The organism is Stenotrophomonas sp. YJH_SMC_65 (genome assembly GCF_059369475.1).
In genome coordinates this window covers 478268-494284 of sequence record NZ_JCAFSR010000001.1, presented here as the reverse complement: position 1 = coordinate 494284, position 16017 = coordinate 478268, and the positions used below count along the sequence as shown (strand labels likewise).

Annotated in this window: 18 protein-coding genes; 7 read left to right on the top strand and 11 right to left on the bottom strand. The window is 67.2% G+C overall.

The window, feature by feature from the left end:
- Positions 1-122: 122 nt before the first annotated feature.
- The 7 genes from AC5P7A_RS02250 to AC5P7A_RS02220 all read right to left on the bottom strand — a co-directional run bounded on the left by AC5P7A_RS02250 (position 123) and on the right by AC5P7A_RS02220 (position 9131).
- Entirely contained in the window at positions 123-1553 is a 1431-nt protein-coding gene (locus AC5P7A_RS02250) for a replicative DNA helicase (protein WP_014647708.1), read from the bottom strand.
- A gap of 298 nt (positions 1554-1851) precedes the next feature.
- Positions 1852-2412: an NADPH-dependent FMN reductase gene (locus tag AC5P7A_RS02245; protein WP_014647710.1), complete on the bottom strand. Its 561-nt coding sequence runs from the start codon at positions 2410-2412 to the stop codon at positions 1852-1854.
- 66 nt (positions 2413-2478) lie between these two features.
- A complete protein-coding gene (asnB, locus tag AC5P7A_RS02240; RefSeq protein ID WP_049442440.1) occupies positions 2479-4422 on the bottom strand; it encodes an asparagine synthase (glutamine-hydrolyzing) in 1944 nt (647 codons plus the stop codon).
- Positions 4423-4425: 3 nt separating this feature from the next.
- A complete protein-coding gene (locus AC5P7A_RS02235; RefSeq protein WP_046431612.1) occupies positions 4426-6705 on the bottom strand; it encodes a thiamine pyrophosphate-dependent enzyme in 2280 nt (759 codons plus the stop codon).
- Between the two features lie 78 nt (positions 6706-6783).
- The gene (locus tag AC5P7A_RS02230) at positions 6784-7440 is read right to left on the bottom strand and encodes a glutathione S-transferase family protein (protein WP_495219844.1); all 657 of its coding nucleotides are present in this window, start codon (positions 7438-7440) and stop codon (positions 6784-6786) included.
- Between the two features lie 176 nt (positions 7441-7616).
- Entirely contained in the window at positions 7617-8159 is a 543-nt protein-coding gene (locus AC5P7A_RS02225) for a GNAT family N-acetyltransferase (RefSeq protein ID WP_053495598.1), read from the bottom strand.
- Between the two features lie 126 nt (positions 8160-8285).
- The gene (locus AC5P7A_RS02220; RefSeq protein WP_046431690.1) at positions 8286-9131 is read right to left on the bottom strand and encodes a glycine zipper 2TM domain-containing protein; all 846 of its coding nucleotides are present in this window, start codon (positions 9129-9131) and stop codon (positions 8286-8288) included.
- Between the two features lie 163 nt (positions 9132-9294).
- Between AC5P7A_RS02220 and AC5P7A_RS02215 the strand changes: the two genes are divergently transcribed.
- Both AC5P7A_RS02215 and AC5P7A_RS02210 read left to right on the top strand, forming a co-directional pair.
- Complete coding sequence (locus AC5P7A_RS02215; protein ID WP_014647716.1) at positions 9295-9510, top strand: DUF6116 family protein; 216 nt, start codon at positions 9295-9297, stop codon at positions 9508-9510.
- Positions 9507-10280, top strand: coding sequence for a TatD family hydrolase (locus tag AC5P7A_RS02210; RefSeq protein ID WP_046431615.1), 774 nt, complete (start codon positions 9507-9509; stop codon positions 10278-10280). The genes AC5P7A_RS02215 and AC5P7A_RS02210 overlap by 4 nt, the downstream gene beginning before the upstream one ends.
- Before the next feature lie 34 nt (positions 10281-10314).
- Here AC5P7A_RS02210 and AC5P7A_RS02205 read toward each other — a convergent pair whose 3' ends face one another.
- Positions 10315-11139, bottom strand: a complete 825-nt coding sequence (locus AC5P7A_RS02205; RefSeq protein ID WP_049442438.1) for a tRNA threonylcarbamoyladenosine dehydratase — start codon at positions 11137-11139, stop codon at positions 10315-10317.
- A 79-nt stretch (positions 11140-11218) separates the two neighbouring features.
- On the opposite strand from AC5P7A_RS02205, the gene AC5P7A_RS02200 reads away from it, so the two are divergent.
- A complete protein-coding gene (locus AC5P7A_RS02200) occupies positions 11219-11653 on the top strand; it encodes a cytochrome c (protein WP_014647719.1) in 435 nt (144 codons plus the stop codon).
- Positions 11654-11789: 136 nt separating this feature from the next.
- Complete coding sequence (locus AC5P7A_RS02195) at positions 11790-12284, top strand: glycine zipper 2TM domain-containing protein (RefSeq protein ID WP_005417545.1); 495 nt, start codon at positions 11790-11792, stop codon at positions 12282-12284.
- A 72-nt stretch (positions 12285-12356) separates the two neighbouring features.
- On the opposite strand, the gene AC5P7A_RS02190 is transcribed toward AC5P7A_RS02195, so the two are convergent.
- Positions 12357-12566, bottom strand: a complete 210-nt coding sequence (locus AC5P7A_RS02190; RefSeq protein WP_014647720.1) for a cold-shock protein — start codon at positions 12564-12566, stop codon at positions 12357-12359.
- Between the two features lie 235 nt (positions 12567-12801).
- On the opposite strand from AC5P7A_RS02190, the gene AC5P7A_RS02185 reads away from it, so the two are divergent.
- The 3 genes from AC5P7A_RS02185 (at position 12802) to arsC (ending at position 14901) form a co-directional block, all read left to right on the top strand.
- Positions 12802-13287: a DUF456 domain-containing protein gene (locus tag AC5P7A_RS02185; RefSeq protein ID WP_495219843.1), complete on the top strand. Its 486-nt coding sequence runs from the start codon at positions 12802-12804 to the stop codon at positions 13285-13287.
- Positions 13288-13405: 118 nt separating this feature from the next.
- Complete coding sequence (locus AC5P7A_RS02180; RefSeq protein WP_032958894.1) at positions 13406-14560, top strand: phospholipase A; 1155 nt, start codon at positions 13406-13408, stop codon at positions 14558-14560.
- Entirely contained in the window at positions 14560-14901 is a 342-nt protein-coding gene (gene arsC / locus AC5P7A_RS02175; protein WP_049406119.1) for an arsenate reductase (glutaredoxin), read from the top strand. The genes AC5P7A_RS02180 and arsC overlap by 1 nt, the downstream gene beginning before the upstream one ends.
- 71 nt (positions 14902-14972) lie before the next feature.
- Here arsC and AC5P7A_RS02170 read toward each other — a convergent pair whose 3' ends face one another.
- Both AC5P7A_RS02170 and AC5P7A_RS02165 read right to left on the bottom strand, forming a co-directional pair.
- Positions 14973-15608 carry a glutathione S-transferase family protein gene (locus tag AC5P7A_RS02170; RefSeq protein WP_049442437.1) on the bottom strand — a complete coding sequence of 212 codons (636 nt, stop codon included), beginning with the start codon at positions 15606-15608 and terminating at the stop codon, positions 14973-14975.
- Positions 15609-15663: 55 nt separating this feature from the next.
- Positions 15664-16002: a hypothetical protein gene (locus AC5P7A_RS02165; protein WP_014647725.1), complete on the bottom strand. Its 339-nt coding sequence runs from the start codon at positions 16000-16002 to the stop codon at positions 15664-15666.
- Positions 16003-16017 lie beyond the last annotated feature (15 nt).

Here is a 16017-nt window from a genome sequence, read left to right as displayed (position 1 = left end):
AGCAGCGGCGGAATCGTAGAAGCGGCGCGTTACATGTCATTTACACGCCACATGCGGAATCCTTGCGTTCCGAATGGTTTACCGTCCGGAAGGCGATTGCCGGCCAGCGGCCGGCATGGCCGTTATTCGAACGAGCCGACCGAATCGTGGGCCAGGTTGTCGAAGCGGGTGTACTCGCCGAAGAACTTCAGCTTGCACGAGCCGGTCGGGCCACCACGGTGCTTGCCGATGATGATCTCGGCCAGGCCCTTGTCCGGCGAGTTTTCCTTGTTGTAGTAGTCGTCGCGGTAGATGAACACGATCATGTCCGCGTCCTGCTCGATTGCGCCCGACTCGCGAAGGTCGGCCATCACCGGGCGCTTGTCGGTACGCGTTTCCAGCGAGCGGTTGAGCTGTGACAGCGCGATCACCGGCACATTCAATTCCTTGGCCAGGCCCTTCAACGAACGCGAGATCTCCGAGATTTCGGTCGCGCGGTTTTCGCTGTTGCCGGGCACGCTCATCAGCTGCAGGTAGTCGATCACGATCAGGCCGAGGTCATGCTCGCGCTTGAGGCGGCGGCACTTGGAGCGCAGCACTTCCGGCGACACGCCCGGCGTATCGTCGATGAAGATCTTGGTTTCCTTCAGCATCTTGATCGCGCTGGTGACGCGGCTCCAGTCCTCGTCTTCCAGCTGGCCGGTACGCAGGCGCTGCGCGTTGATGCGGCCATTGGAGGAAATCAGGCGCATCGCCAGCTGCGATGCCGACATTTCCATCGAGAACACCGCCACGCCCTTCTTTGACTTGATCGCCGCGTACTCGGCGATGTTCAGCGCGAAGGTGGTCTTGCCCATGGCCGGGCGCGCCGCGAGGATGATCAGATCGGTCGGCTGCAGGCCGGCGGTCATCGCATCGAAATCGGTGTACCCGGTCGGCAGGCCGGTGATGTTGCCGCCGTTCTCGAAGCGGTTGCGCAGCTCCTCGAATGCATCCTTCAGCGCACCGGGCATGGCCACGAAATCGGTGCGACCACGTGCGCCCTGTTCGGCAATGGCGAACACGCTCTTTTCCGCCGAGGCCAGCAGCTCGCTGCTGTCGCGGCCTTCGGGCTGGAAACCGTCGTTGACGATGTCGGTGCCCACCTGGATCAGCTGGCGCAACACTGCCTTGTCACGCACGATCTCGGCGTAGGCCACGATGTTGGCAGCCGACGGCGTGGTACTGGCCAGTTCGATCAGGTAGGCGCCGTCGCCCACCAGTTCCATCTTGCCCTGCGACTCGAACCACTCGCCCAGGGTCACCGCATCGAACGGACGCTCGCGCTCGGAGAGCTCGCGGATCGCCCGATAGATCATCTGGTGGTCGCGACGGTAGAAGTCGCCTTCGGTCAGCTGGTCATTGACCCGGTCATACGCTTCGGGCGCCAGCATCAGCCCCCCCAGCACCGCCTGCTCGGCTTCCACCGAATGCGGCGGTACCCGCAACTGGTCGATGCGCGACTCGTCGCGATCGCGATCGAAGCCATCACCGCGCTCTCTGCGGTTGGAACGGAAGCCGGGACGAGCGGACATGCTGCGGTGTTTCCTGCAAAAGTGGGCCAGACGAGTGTAGGCATGCGCCGACCCCGGCGACCATGGACAAGCCTGTGGATAAGCCGTGGAGAAACGGGGGATATCCGCCGGCGCCTGGCCAGACTGGCGTGGGGGCGTCGCACTGCCTGCGACAGGCGCCATTGCGGCACCCGAGCGGAGCATTATCGCAGATCAGGCGCCACGGGTCGGAGCCCGTCGCTGCGCGTCAGGATCCGACCCCGGGGCGTGGTTGGGGTCGGATCCCTCTGCGACGCAGGGAACTCCGACCCCGCAGGCGTCAATCGCCCTTGACGTGCACCGCGATCAGCGCCAGGAACCGGTCCACGTAGCCCTGCAGGAACTTCTGCGTGCCCTCGTTGTGGATCGTGCCGTCGGCATCGATCAGGCCCTCCTTGAAGTGGATGAACGCCTCGGGCTGCCCAAGCACATGCATGTCCAGGAAGGCCAGGGTGTTGCGCAGGTGCTGCTGGGCCACGGCGGTACCGATCTGCCCGATGGAGGCGCCGATCACCGCCGCCGGCTTGCCGGCAAACGCACTGTCACCGTAGGGACGCGAGCCGATATCGATGGCGTTCTTGAGCACGCCCGGCACCGACCGGTTGTATTCGGGGGTGACGAACAGCACCGCGTCGGCGGCGCGCACCTGGTCCTTCAGCCGGGTACCCTGCGCCGGGTACTGCGCGTCGAAGTCCTGGTCATACAACGGCAGGTCGCCGATCTGCACGTACTGGAAGCGTGCGCGATCACCGGCGATCTTCTCCAGCGCATGGGCCAGCTTGCGGTTGCACGAGTCCTTGCGCAGGCTGCCGACGAACACGGCGATGGTGGGGACGGACATCGGGACATACTCCTCATGGTGCGGGAGGCCCAGCCTAGTCGCCGGGCCCGTGCAGGCCGGTGAAGATCAGCCGCCCACAATGCCTGCGCGCACCTGCCGCCAATGCGCCTGCCAGGCCTGGAACATCAGCACGTTCCACAGATGGGTATGCCACTTGCGCTGCCCTCCCAGGAACTGCTGCCACAGCGGCTGCACCGCCGCCGCCGACAGCACGCCCTCACGCTCCAGCCGCGCCGGCTGCAGCAGGTCCTCGGCCCAGGGCCGCAGGTCGCCTTTCAGCCAGTCACTGACCGGCGCGCCGAAACCGCGCTTGGGACGGTGCACCATCGAATGCGGCACGTAACGGCCCAGCACGCGCTTGAGCAGCACCTTGCTGGTGGTCTCGCTGCGCTTGAAGCCCAACGGCAGCGACCAGGCGAACTCGGCCACCCGCCAGTCCAGCAGCGGTGCGCGCGCCTCCAGGCTGACCGCCATCGAGGTGCGGTCGACCTTGCACAACAGATCGTCCGGCAGGTAGGTCACGAAATCGGCCAGCATCATCGCGTCGGCCGGCGTACCCGCGCCGTGCAGCGGATCGGCCAGGTCGTAGAAGCTGCCGGCGGCCCGCGCGCCGGTCACCGCCGCGGCCGGGTCGCGCCAGCGCGAGATGCGGTTGCGGTAGACGTCGCCGATGCCACGCGCACCGGTCTCGGCCAGCAGCGCGGCCAGGCCGCCGGTGCGCGAGGCTTCGCCCTGCTGCTGCGCACGCGCGCCCATCCAGCGCCGCAGCGGCCCCGGCACGCGGCCGAGCATCTGCCAGTTGCGCAGCGCGCGTACATACCGGGTATAGCCGAAGAACAGCTCATCGCCACCGTCACCAGACAGCGCCACGGTCACGCCCTGCCGCGCCAGCCGGGCGACCAGCGCGGTCGGCACCTGCGACGCGTCGGCAAAAGGCTCATCGAACATCGCCGGCAACTGCGGCACCACCGCCAGCGCGTCGGCGCCGCTGACGTACAACTCGGTATGGTCACAGCCCAGGTGGGCCGCCAGCTCCCGGGCCAGCGGCGCCTCGTCATGTCCCGAATCGGTGAAGCCGATGCTGAAGCTGTGCACCGGCTGCCCGCTCTGGGCCTGCATCAGCGACGCCACCAGTGAGGAATCGGTGCCACCAGACAGGAATACGCCGACCGGCACGTCGGCCACCATGCGTAGCGCCACCGCGTCGCGCAGCAGCGTGTCCAGCTGTTCCTCGGCGTCCTCGATGCGGCCCTGGAAGGGTGCGGCCAGCGCCGCCTGCATGCGCGCGCGCGCATCCCAGTACGGCCGCTGTGCCTGTTCCGGACGATGCGCGGATGCGCCGGCAGCGACGGCCGCCGCGTCCAGGCGCAACACCCGGCCCGGCATCAGCTTGTAGCAGCGCTGGTGGATGCTGTGCGGCGCCGGGATGTAATCCAGCCGCAGCAGCAAGGTGAGCGCATCGCGGTCGATGTCGTTGTCGAACGCCGGGTGCTGCCAGAGCGCCTTCAGTTCCGAACCGAACACCAGCGTGTCGCCGGCCCAGCCGTAGTACAGCGGCTTCTTGCCGACGCGATCGCGGGCCAGCCACAGGCAACGCTCCTGGCGGTCCCACAGCGCGATGGCGAACATGCCGTTGCAGCGCTGCAGGGTGTCTTCCACGCCCCATTGCAGGATCGCCGCCAGCAGTACTTCGGTGTCGGAATGGCCGCGGAAGGCATGCCCCAGCGGCTCCAGTTCCTCGCGCAGGGCGGCGAAGTTGTAGACCTCGCCGTTGTAGGCCATCACGTAGCGGCCGTCGGCCGAGGCCATCGGCTGGTGGCCCAGCGGGGACAGGTCGAGGATGCTCAGGCGGCGATGCGCCAGCGCGATGCCCGCCTCGGCATCGACCCAGCTGCCGCCGTCATCGGGCCCGCGGTGGTGCAGCGCCAGGCCCATGGCCAGGGCCTGCGCCTGCAGCGCCTCGGCCGACGCCACCGGCGCCGGCAACAACATTCCCGCCAATCCACACATGCATCAGGGTTCCTGCGCCAGGTCGAGGGCGGCGCCAATCACCGCATTGTCGCTTGGAAGCCCGAACATTGCTGCCCCCGCCAGTGGCGTGTAGGTGTCGGCACCGCAGACCCGGCGCAACGGCAGATGGCCGAACCCGGCCTCGACCAGCGCGGTGACCACGCCCTCGCCCACCCCGCCGCTGTGGCGGCCTTCATCCAGCACCAGCACCCGCCGTGCGCTGGCGGCCTGGGCAGCGATGAAACCGGCGTCCAGCGGTACCAGCCAGCGCAGGTCGACCACCCGCACCTGCCAGCCCAGCTGCTGCTCGATCGCCCGCGATGCGCGCAATGCCATCGGCACGCCGTTGCCATAGGTATAGATCACCAGATCGCCGGCCTCCGGCGCATAGACCCGGCCCTCCCCCGGCACCAGCGACTGGCCCTGTGCGGGGAAGTCGAACAGCCACTGGCCATCGCCGGCTTCGTGCAGGTCCTTGCTCATGTACAACGCGATCGGCTCCAGGAACACCGCCACGCGCCCATCCACCCGCGCCAGTGCGGCCAGCGTGCGCAGCATCATCACCGCATCGTCGCCACGCGACGGGCAGCCCACCACCAGCCCCGGGATGTCGCGCAACGCGGTGATCGAGTTGTCGTTGTGGAAGTGGCCACCGAAGCCCTTCTGGTACCCCAGCCCGGCCACCCGCACCAGCATCGGGTTGCGGTACTGGTCGTTGGAGAAGAACTGCAGCGAACACGCTTCGCCGCGCACCTGGTCGATGGCGTTGTGCAGATAGGCCAGGTACTGGATCTCCGGAATCGGCAGCATGCCCAGGTTGGCCAGGCCCTGAGCCATGCCCAGGATCATGGTCTCGTCCAGCAGGGTGTTGAACACCCGGCGTGGGCCGAAGCGGCGCAGCAGATCCTTGGTGACGGTGTAGACACCGCCCTTCTGTGCGACGTCCTCACCGAACAGCAGGCTCTGCGGATACTTCGCCAGCAGTTCCTGCAGGGCATGGTTGATCTGGATCGCGAGGTGGCGTGGCGCCTGCCGTTCGGGCAACGCCTCCGCACCGCCATACAGCGCTTCACGCGTTCCGGCGGGCACCTCGCGCCGTGCTTCGGCCTGCACCGCAGCCGGCGTATAGGGCGCAAGCGGCTCCATCACTTCCCGCAGCGACTGCAGCTTCGGCCGTCCTTCGGCATCGGCGGCGGCGGCCATGCAGCGCGCGCGCATCGTCTCGTAGGCCACCTCGATGGCGGCCGCATCCATCCAGCCCGATTCCATCGCGATCTGTGCCGAGCGCAGCAGCGGATCCTGCGCCTCGGCCGCGCACAGCTCCGGCAACGCGCGCCATTCCACCTCGAAGTCGGTGCCGGCGTGCCCCATCAGGCGCGTGGTGCGCAGATGCAGGAAGGTCGGCCGCCGCGTACGCCGGCAGTGCTCCACCGCCGCCTGCACCTGCGCATGGCCGGTGGCCAGGTCGAGGCCATCGGCGTAGAAATAGTCCAGCCCGGGCTGACCGCTGAAGCGTTCGGCGATCCAGCCTTCAGGCGTTTTCACCGAGATGCCCAGGCCATTGTCCTCGCAGACGAACAGGACCGGTGCCGGCAGCTTCTGGTAGGCCGACCACATCGCGGTGTTGAACGCGGTCTGCGCGGTGGCATGGTTGGCCGAGGCGTCGCCGAACGAGCACAGTACGATGCTGTCGGCCGGAATCGGCAGTTCGTGGCCCAGCCGCTTGCCGCTTTCGAGGGCCAGCGCGGTGCCCAGCGCTTTCGGCAGATGCGAGGCGATGGTCGAGGTCTGCGGCAGCACCCACAACGGTTTGCTGCCCCACACCTTGTGCCGCCCCCCGCTGGCCGGGTCATCGGCGCTGGCAGCAAAGGACAGCGCGGCATCGCGCAGCGGGTCGATCCCCGGCACCTGGCGTGAGCGCTCGGCCATGAAGGCACCGGAGCGATAGTGCAGGAATGCTGGATCCGTATGCCGGCAGGCCCGCGCCAGCAGCGCATTGCCTTCGTGGCCGGATGAACCGATGGTGTAGAAGACCTTGTTCTGCACGCGCAGCACGCGCGCCATCAGGTCCAGCTGGCGGCTGGCCAGCTGCGAATCGAACAGCTCGCCAAACGCGGCGGCGGTAAGCGTGCTGCCCGGCAGGATCGGCGCATCCGGCGCCGGGCGCGGGCGCGGGGTACCGCGCCAGCCACGCACCGCGTCGAGGAAATTGGCGTCGCACACGTCGGCGCGGTTGAGCACGCGCATGCGTGCGGGAATCGGATCTGGAACCACAGCGAACATCGAACACCCTCCGTGTCGTTGTTGCATTCCGCCCGGGGTTGGCCAGGCGCTACCCTGTGGGGATCACCTTGGTGAGAGTCATGCGGCCTCGAAGCGGGCGCGCACCTCGGCGGTCACCGCCGGCATCGGCAGGAAGCGCGGCTGCCCGCGCACGCGCTGCAACCAGGCGCGAACTTCCGGGAACGGCTGCAGGCTGATTCCACCCTCGCCTGCGACGTCGGTGTAGGCGAACAGCGCGATGTCGGCGATGCCGTACCCACTGCCGGTGAACCATTGCGCATCACGCAGGTGCTGCTCCATCACCGCCAGTGCAGCGGCGGCGCGCTCGTGCAGGCGTGGCAGTTCGGCGCGGCGCGGCGACCCAGGCGGGGTCCAGCCGCGGATGAAGCGCGCGACCGCTACGCACGGCTCGTGCGTGTACTGCTCGAAGAACATCCAGCTCAGTGCCTGCGCGCGCTCCCAGCCATCGGTGGGCAGGTAGGGCGTGCCTTCGGCCAGCCAGAAAAGGATCGCATTGGACTCGGTCAGCACGCGGCCATCGTCGCGGACGATCAACGGCACCTTGGCATTGGGATTGAGCGCGAGGAACTCAGGGGTGTGGGTCTGGCCGTGGGCACTGTCCACTTCCACCCAGCGGTAGCGGCTGCCGAGCTGCTCCAGCAGCAGGCGGACCTTGTGGCAATTGCCTGACACCGACATGCCGTGCACCGTCAACGGGACGCTCTCTTCCACCATTGCCTGCTCCCTCGGATCCGGCCGGCGGCCGGCTGCGTGCAGTCTGGCAAGCACGCCAGTGAATGCCAAGCGCGGGTGCAGCATGACTACACGGTAGTGCCGGCCGCTGGCCGGCATCCTCGATGCAGCTGGATCCAAGCGATTGCCGGCCAGCGGCCGGCACTACCAAGCCACGCTCAGCGCGCGCGTTGCCGCCACTGTTCGCGCGACTGGCCCCAGATCTGCATGGGCTTGTCGTTGTATGGCGCTGGCAACTCCCCCATGCGCAGCAGGGTGCTTCCCAGCTTGCGTGCCACGGCCCGCGAGTTGTCGTTGTCCTCGGCGATGGTATGGATCACCTCAGCCCAGCCCAGCGTATCGAACGCCCAGTCGATCGCCGCGACCGCCGCCTCCGGCGCATAGCCCCGGCCCCAGCTGGCATGACGGATGCCCCAACCAACCTCGGTACCCGGCCAGTCCTGCGGCTGCCACGGTCCCATCCGCCCGATCCAGTCGCCGCTGGATTTCTCGATCACGCTGAACATCGAGAAGCCGAACAGCTGCCAGGCGCCAGCCAGGCTGCAGAAACCGCGCCAGGCCACCGAGGGTGGCTGCACGCCGCCCAGGGTACGCATCGTGGCCTCGTCGGCGCAGAACGCCAGGTACGGCTCGTAGTCCTCGCGAAGCAGCGGGCGCAGGATCAGCCGCTCGGTTTCGATGCGCAGGTCGAAGATGCTCATGCCGGCTCCATGTCGAAGGGGGCACCCATGATGGAGGATGGCTTCCCTGCGCGGATGAATATCGCCGGTCGCAATGAAACGGGCCGGCATGAGCCGGCCCGTCAGGTACTGCATGCTGCGCCGGGATTACTGGCGCGTGGCTGCGGCAGTGGCACCGGCGGCAGCGGTCTGCGTGACCAGCTGGCCATCGACCACCGGCAGGCGATCGCTGGCCGGCTTGTTGTCCATGCGCACGGTCTTCTCCGCGCCGTCATAGCGGTAGGTCACGTTGTAACCCTTCACCACGTCGTTGGTACCCATGGCAATGCGGTTGCCCGGCTTGCTGGCCATGCGCATGGTGCCGGTGGTGCCATCCTCATTGCGATAGGTCACGTTGTAGCCGGTGACGCGGCTCGACTCGGAGGTGGCGGTCTCGGTGTGGCACTGGCGCTCGGTGCGGTTGACCACGCGGCCACCCACATGGCGCTTGTCGATCTGGTTGCCGATGAAGCCGCCGGCCACGGCACCGGCGGCGGTCGCGGCCTTCTTGCCGTTGCCGCCACCGACCTGGTTGCCGAGCAGGCCACCGACCACAGCGCCGACCACGGTGCCGCCGACGTTGCCATCACGTTCCGGCAGGCGTTCCTGCACCGTCACGTCCTGGCAGACCTCGTGCGGGGTCTGGGTGGTGGAGGTCTCGCGCACTGGATCGGTGCCGATCACAGTGGCGTAGGCCTTCTGCTTCTCGGTGATCGGGTCAACCTTCAGCACATCGGCATATTCAAGCCCGCGCGGCGCGGACGGGTCCAGCTTGTCACCACGTGCGCCGTCGTCAGAAGCGTTACCTTCAACGAGGCGCGATTCACCATTGGGGGTTCCGGCGCTGATGGAATCGGGCGACTTGTCACCACTCTTCATGAAGGCGGCGGTGGCGATGCCACCGACCAGCAGCGCGCCCGCTGCGACCAGGACAGTTGTAGTTGTGCTTTTCATGACCTGCTCCTTGCGGACCATCCGCAACGTTCTCGGGGCAGATTGCAGCATGCGCTGCCTGAACGGAATCTCCACATTTCCTGCTCATTCCGATAACCCATTCAGCATCGGGAAATGCTGGGCCCGTGGTAGCGTTTGCACATTCCCCACGAGGCTCCCCGCCATGGCCAACCCGATGCTGCTGCCGGTACTGCAATGGGCCCGCCGGCTGCGCTACCCCACCCTGTTCAAGCTCACCGCCGGCCTGTTCGTGCTGACCTTGTTCATCCCGGACCCGATCCCGTTCGTCGATGAGCTGGTGCTGGGCTTCGGCACGCTGCTGCTGGCCAACTGGAAGAGCCGCAACGCCGCAACACCTCCGCCGCTGGAACAGCGTTGAGCATCCTGGTTGACAGCCACTGCCATCTGGATGCCAGCGGGTTCGACCGTGACCGCGCTGCGGTGATCGAGCGTGCGCAGGCCGCGGGGGTGCGCCAGCAGGTGGTACCGGCGGTGACCGCGGCCAGCTGGCCGAAGCTGCGTGAGGTCTGCCAGCAGGCGCCGGGGCTGTACCCGGCCTACGGCCTGCATCCGATGTTCCTGGCCGATCACCAGCCCGGGCACCTGCCACTGCTGCGCGAGTGGATCGAGCGCGAACGCCCCTGTGCGATCGGCGAATGCGGCTTGGACTTCTTTGTCGAAGGGCTGGACGCCGACGCCCAGCAGGCGTATTTCATCGGCCAGCTGGAACTGGCCCGCGAATTCGAGTTGCCGGTGATCGTGCACGCGCGACGCGCGGTGGATGCGGTGATCGCCGCCATCCGCCGCGTCGGCGGCCTGCGCGGCGTGGTGCACAGCTTTTCCGGCAGCCCGGAACAGGCCGCGCAACTGCACAGGCAGGGCTTCCTGCTCGGCCTCGGTGGCCCACTGACCTACGATCGCGCGCAACGGCTGCAGCGGCTGGTGCGCGAGATGCCGCTGGAACAGCTGCTGCTGGAAACCGACGCGCCCGACCAGCCCGACGCCGGCATCCGCGGCCAGCGCAACGAGCCAGCGCGGCTGGCGACCATTGCCCGGCACGTGGCCGCATTGCGCGGGATGGAGCTGGAAGCCGTGGCCCAGGCCACGACGGAGAATGCGCGGCGATTGTTCGCGCTGCCGGCAATGTAACGGGTAGGTGCCGGCCGCTGGCCGGCACGATCCATCACACCGCGCTGGCCTCTACCGCATCCACCTTCACCTTCTTCGGCTCCAGCAGCATCTCCAGCGCCTTGCCAACCGCCGCGAAGGCGAACGCGCCGGTGATGTGGGTTGCCGCGCCCAGGCCGGCACCACAGTCCAGCTTCAACGCCGCATCGGCGCCCAGGTTCGGACGGATGCCGCAGACGCTGCCATCGGCCTGCGGGTACTTCACATTCTCCAGCGAATACACCGCCGGTACGCCGAAATAGCGCTTGGCGTTCTTCGGGAAGTTGAATTCGCTGCGCAGCTTCTTGCGGATCAGCGCCAGCATGGCGTCGTGCTCGGTGCGAGAGACATCGCGGATGCGCACCAGGGTCGGATCGGTACGGCCACCGGCGGCACCGACGGTCAGCAACGGCAGCTTGCGGCGGCGGCACCATGCGATCGTCTCGACCTTGACCCGGAAGCTGTCGCAGGCATCGATCACCAGATCGAACCCCCGGTCCAGCAGCTCGGCCATGTTGGACACGGTCAGGAATGCCTGCACCGCGTCGACCCCGATGTCCGGATTGATCGCACGGCAACGCTCGGCCATCGCCTCGGCCTTGTTGCGGCCGTAGTTGCCTTCCATCGCCGGCAGCTGCCGGTTGGTGTTGGACACGCAGATATCGTCGGCATCGATCAGGGTCAGGTGGCCGACGGCCGAACGGGCCAGCGCCTCCACCACCCACGAGCCGACGCCGCCCATGCCGACCACCGCCACGCGGCTGCCCTGCAGGCGCTCGAGTGCACCCACGCCGTACAGCCGTTCGATGCCGGCGAAGCGTTGTTTGACCTGTTCGTTCATCGGGCTATTTTAACGTGCAGGTGCTGGCGCCCGCAGTACGCCGGCGTCGAACCCACCGTTGCACGCCCGGAGTGCCCGCATGAATGCCAGCCCGCCCCGCCGCCTGTCCAGCGCCCATCGCTACCTGTTCGTGCTCTGCCTGGGCCTGCTGATCGGCCTGATCGCCACGGTAATGGTCGGCCGCGCCCTGCAGGCGCGTCGCGATCCGTTCCCGGGCAGCCTGATGCAGGTGATGCAGCGGCAGTCACAGCTGCTGCAGCAGGCCCAGCTGCAGAACCGCTGCAGCCTGGCTGACAGCGTGCCGCGGCTGCAGGTGCTGCGCCTGCTGTCCAATGACCTGGACCAGGCGTTTCCCGGGCTGAAGGACAGTGCGCAGTTCCAGCAGCACGCCAGCCAGCTGCGCGGCAACCTCAACACGGCGCTGGCCTCACCCCCCGGCGACTGCAGGGCCCTCGCCCAGCTGGTGGAAACACTGCAGGCGGACTGCCGCGCCTGCCACCAGGATTTCCGCTGAGCCGCATTCATCCTGCAGCCGGGCAGCACGCACACGGTTGGCGCGTTGTTCACGTTCGAAAGGAGAGGATTCGTCCACCCTGCTGCACGACGCAGTACCACCCAACCCACCCGCCTTCACGGCCAGGAGACGCCCCATGAAGATCCAGCTCATCGCCGCCAGCGCCATCGCTACCCTCGCGCTGGCTGGCTGTGCCACCTCGCCCGGTTACAGCGGCGGTGGTTACAACAACGGCTACAACAACGGCGGCTACGGCAACAATGGCGGCTACAACCAGGGCCGTTGCGCTGACTGTGGCATCGTCACCCGCATCAACACCGTGCCCTCGGGCCGCACCGCGCCCAGCGCGACCGGCGCGATCCTCGGCGGCATCGTCGGCGCCGTGGCCGGCCATGAAATCTCCGACCACACCGGTGGCAGCCGTGGCAACAAGAACATCGCCGCCGCCGCAGGCGCGGTCGGTGGTGCCCTGGCCGGCAACCAGATCCAGAAGAACGTCACCAGCGATACCTATGACATCAGCGTGCGCATGGATGATGGCCGCACCATCGTGGTCAACCAGCGCGATCTCGGCGGCATCCGCGAGAACACCTACGTGCGCGTCGTCAATGGCAAGGTCATCCTGCGCTGACCTGCACCGGGCCAACGGCAAAGAAAAAGGCCCGCTTGCGCGGGCCTTTTTCATGCCGACGGGCGGCGGGTATTACACCGGCTGCACCTTGTCAGCCTGCAGGCCCTTCTGGCCCTGCACGACTTCGAAGCTCACAGTCTGGCCTTCCTTGAGGCTCTTGAAGCCCTGGGTCTCGATGGCGCGGAAGTGCACGAACACGTCCTCGCCATTCTGCCGGCTGATGAAGCCGAAGCCCTTCGCATCATTGAACCACTTTACGGTACCGGTCTCGCGCTCAGCCATCTCACTAACTCCCTTTGACTCTCTCTTGTTGTTGGAAACGCCCGGTGGGCGGCTGACAAGCAAGGGGGAAGCGAGGTGCATCGATGCAGCGGATCGGAAAGATCTTGCTTCATCAGGCCACGATCCACGGTGACCTTGCCAAGCTCAGCGACTGCAACTTAACCCGCCCAAAACGAAAAAGCAACTGGCAAAATCTTTCACTGTCAACCCCAAAACGGCCACCATACGGGACAGCATGGGACTCTCATTCATCTTATATCTGCTAGCGGTCATTTTTGTCCTGATCGGCATCGCCGGCATCATCCTGCCGGCCCTCCCGGGCATCCCGCTGGTGTTCATCGGGCTGCTGCTGGCGGCCTGGGCCGACGGCTTCGCCCACGTCGACTGGCCCACCCTGGTCGCGCTGGGCGTGCTGACCCTGCTTTCACTGTTGGTGGACGTGCTCGCCACCGTAGTTGGCGCGCAGCGCGTCGGCGCCAGCCGCAAGGCCCTGTGGGGCACCTTCGTCGGCAGCATCGTCGGCCTGTTCTTCATGCCCATCGGCCTGTTTGCCGGACCGCTGGTCGGCGCCCTGCTCGGCGAGTACTGGCACACCCGCGAACTCGGCCGCTCGACCAAGGTGGGCCTGGCGACCTGGCTCGGCATCCTGCTCGGCCTGGCACTGAAACTGGCGGTGGTGATCGCGATGCTGGGCCTGTTCGCGTTCGCCTGGTTCTTCTGAGCCACCTAGCCTTCACGCCACGCGCACGCCGTGGCCGTGCATAAACGGTGGGGCTGGCCGCGATCCGGTGCAGCCGCCACACTGTGCGATTCCCGTATCCATCGAAGGGCCTGCTGCAATGACCCTCCCCACGCTGCTTCCCCGTCTGGCGCCGCTGGCGCTTGCCCTGGCCAGTGCACCGTTGGCTGCGCAGGAGTTCGCGCCCAGCGCCGACACCTCGCCGGCCGCCTGCGCGGCGATCACCACCGACGCGGCCCGCCTGGCCTGCTATGACCGCCTCTTCGGGCACACCCCGGAGGCCACCGCCGCCGCCGATGCCGCCGCCGAATCGGCTGCGCAGGCGCGCCGCGAGGAACGACAGACCGCGCGCGTGAGCCAGGGCGAGGAAAAGCTGCGCGAGCGGGTCAGCGACCTGTTCCGTCCGGCGGCACCGGACAGCGCGCTGGCCAATGCTGGCCGCGGTTCGCTGCTGGACAGCCGCTGGGAGCTGGCCGAGGACTCCAAGCTGGGGCCCTTCCAGCTGCGTGCCTACAAGCCGGTGTACCTGCTGCCGGCGTTCTGGACCAGCGACCGCAACACCACGCCGCATTCGCCGAACCCGGCCAACAGCGTGACGACCCCGCAGGTACTCGACAGTACCGAGCTGAAGTTCCAGATCAGCTTCAAGACCAAGATCGCAGAGAACCTGTTCGGCGACAACGGCGACATCTGGGCTGGCTACACCCAGAGTTCGCGCTGGCAGGCCTACAACAGCGAGGATTCGCGCCCGTTCCGCGAAACCAACTACGAACCCGAAGTGATGATGGTGTTCCGCAACGGCTACTCGATCGGTGGCTGGCGCGGGCGCATGACCGGTATCAGCCTCAACCACCAGTCCAACGGACGGGCCGATCCGCTCTCGCGCAGCTGGAACCGGGTCATGCTCAACATCGGCCTGGATCGCGAGAACTGGGCGCTGGTGCTGCGCCCGTGGTACCGCATCCCGGAAAGCCGCAGCGAAGACAATAATCCGGACATCGAGGATTACATGGGCCGGGGTGACGCGACCCTGATCTGGAACCGCAACGGGCATGAGGTCGCGCTGATGGCGCGTCATTCGCTGCGCACCGGCAGCCGCTCCCACGGTGCACTGCAGCTGGATTACGGCTTTCCGATCAGCAATCTGCTGCGTGGCCATGTGCAGGTCTTCGACGGCTATGGCGAGAGCATGATCGACTACAACCACAAGGCCACCTATGTGGGCGTGGGCGTGTCGCTGCTGGAGTGGTTCTGATGGACGTGACGATCTGGCACAACCCGGCCTGCAGCAACTCGCGCGGCGCACTGAAGCTGATCCGCGATGCGGGCTTCGACCCGGTGGTGATCGAGTACCTGGGCACCCCACCCGACGCGGCCACGCTCCGCCAGGTGCTGGCCGAGTCGGCCCTGAGCGCGCGCGACCTGGTGCGCAGCAAGGAGACCCAGTTCGCCGCACTCGGGCTGGAAGATGCCGACGATGCCACCCTGCTGGCTGCGATGGCCGAACACCCGCGCCTGATCAACCGCCCCGTGGTGCGCACGCCCAAGGGCACACGGCTGTGCCGCCCGCCGGAAACGGTGCTGGAGATCCTGTAACGGAAAAGGGGACGGAGGGGATTAAGTCGTTTGTGCACAAACGACTTAATCCCCTCCGTCCCCTTTTCTGGTTACCGCCAGTCGGTGATGCCTTCGCGGCGGTAGGCCTCGGCGAACGCCGGGCGCGCCTTCATCGAGGTGGCATGTGCCTTGAGCGACGGCCAGGTGTCACTGGGCCTGGGCATGTTGCGCGACCAGCGCATCAGCATCACCAGCATGTAGTCGACCACGCAGGGCGTGGCGCCCAGCAGGTAGGGCCCATGCGCCAGCAGGTGCGTGGCCACATGCTGCCAGGCCGCTTCCAGGCGCTGTCGCGCCATCTCGCGACTGGCCTCCACGTTTGCCTCGCCCGCCACCTCGTGCGGATAGAACCAGGCGCGATAGGCCGGCTGCAACGTATTGGCACACCAGAACATCCAGCGGTAGGCATCGGCGCGCTGCGGCGTGCCCAGTGCCGGCAACAAACCGGCGTCCGGATGGCGGTCGGCCAGGTACAGGGCGATCGCCGCCGCTTCAGTCAGTACCAGGCCATCGATCAGCAGCGTCGGCACCACGCCGGCCGGATTCAGTGCCAGGTACTCCGCCGACTTGTGCTCGCGCGCGTCGAAATCCAGCAGCACCAACTCGTGCTCGATGTCGAGCTCGATCAGCAGCCAGTGCACCACCAGCGCGGCGGTGCTTGTCGAACCATACAGCGTGGTGCTCATGCGGCGGATCCTGTGCAGGTGGGCCGGCCGATTGCGCCCGTGCGGGAGCCGTCGCTCAGCCGCAGCTGCTCATGCAGGTATCGCGGCGCTCGCCACAGGACATCATCGGCGCGCGCAGCGTGCAGTCATGCGTCTTCAGTTCGCAGGCACGGCGCAGGTCCGGGTTGTCCACGTCCTTGCAGCGCTTGTCCGGCGCCGGCACCATCCGCTGCTCGCAATTGCTCTGGCGGCTGCCGAGAGAGTCATTCTGCGCCATGCAGCTGCGGTAGCTGGCCTGGCACTGCATGCGGCATTGCGCCGATGCAGGGAAATCCGCGCCTTCGTACGACGCCGGGGTGCTGCAGCCGGCCAGGGCCAGCAGCACGCCGGCCACGATGAAGCGATGCAGGGCCATGGACACGTCCTGTGC

Bases quoted from the DNA above. Each gene is read 5' to 3' on its own strand.
- AC5P7A_RS02250 (WP_014647708.1), bottom strand. From the start codon at position 1,553: ATGTCCGCTCGTCCCGGCTTCCGTTCCAACCGCAGAGAGCGCGGTGAT.
- AC5P7A_RS02245 (WP_014647710.1), bottom strand. From the start codon at position 2,412: ATGTCCGTCCCCACCATCGCCGTGTTCGTCGGCAGCCTGCGCAAGGAC.
- asnB (WP_049442440.1), bottom strand. From the start codon at position 4,422: ATGTGTGGATTGGCGGGAATGTTGTTGCCGGCGCCGGTGGCGTCGGCC.
- AC5P7A_RS02235 (WP_046431612.1), bottom strand. From the start codon at position 6,705: ATGTTCGCTGTGGTTCCAGATCCGATTCCCGCACGCATGCGCGTGCTC.
- AC5P7A_RS02230 (WP_495219844.1), bottom strand. From the start codon at position 7,440: ATGGTGGAAGAGAGCGTCCCGTTGACGGTGCACGGCATGTCGGTGTCA.
- AC5P7A_RS02225 (WP_053495598.1), bottom strand. From the start codon at position 8,159: ATGAGCATCTTCGACCTGCGCATCGAAACCGAGCGGCTGATCCTGCGC.
- AC5P7A_RS02220 (WP_046431690.1), bottom strand. From the start codon at position 9,131: ATGAAAAGCACAACTACAACTGTCCTGGTCGCAGCGGGCGCGCTGCTG.
- AC5P7A_RS02215 (WP_014647716.1), top strand. From the start codon at position 9,295: ATGGCCAACCCGATGCTGCTGCCGGTACTGCAATGGGCCCGCCGGCTG.
- AC5P7A_RS02205 (WP_049442438.1), bottom strand. From the start codon at position 11,139: ATGAACGAACAGGTCAAACAACGCTTCGCCGGCATCGAACGGCTGTAC.
- AC5P7A_RS02200 (WP_014647719.1), top strand. From the start codon at position 11,219: ATGAATGCCAGCCCGCCCCGCCGCCTGTCCAGCGCCCATCGCTACCTG.
- AC5P7A_RS02195 (WP_005417545.1), top strand. From the start codon at position 11,790: ATGAAGATCCAGCTCATCGCCGCCAGCGCCATCGCTACCCTCGCGCTG.
- AC5P7A_RS02190 (WP_014647720.1), bottom strand. From the start codon at position 12,566: ATGGCTGAGCGCGAGACCGGTACCGTAAAGTGGTTCAATGATGCGAAG.
- AC5P7A_RS02185 (WP_495219843.1), top strand. From the start codon at position 12,802: ATGGGACTCTCATTCATCTTATATCTGCTAGCGGTCATTTTTGTCCTG.
- AC5P7A_RS02180 (WP_032958894.1), top strand. From the start codon at position 13,406: ATGACCCTCCCCACGCTGCTTCCCCGTCTGGCGCCGCTGGCGCTTGCC.
- arsC (WP_049406119.1), top strand. From the start codon at position 14,560: ATGGACGTGACGATCTGGCACAACCCGGCCTGCAGCAACTCGCGCGGC.
- AC5P7A_RS02170 (WP_049442437.1), bottom strand. From the start codon at position 15,608: ATGAGCACCACGCTGTATGGTTCGACAAGCACCGCCGCGCTGGTGGTG.
- AC5P7A_RS02165 (WP_014647725.1), bottom strand. From the start codon at position 16,002: ATGGCCCTGCATCGCTTCATCGTGGCCGGCGTGCTGCTGGCCCTGGCC.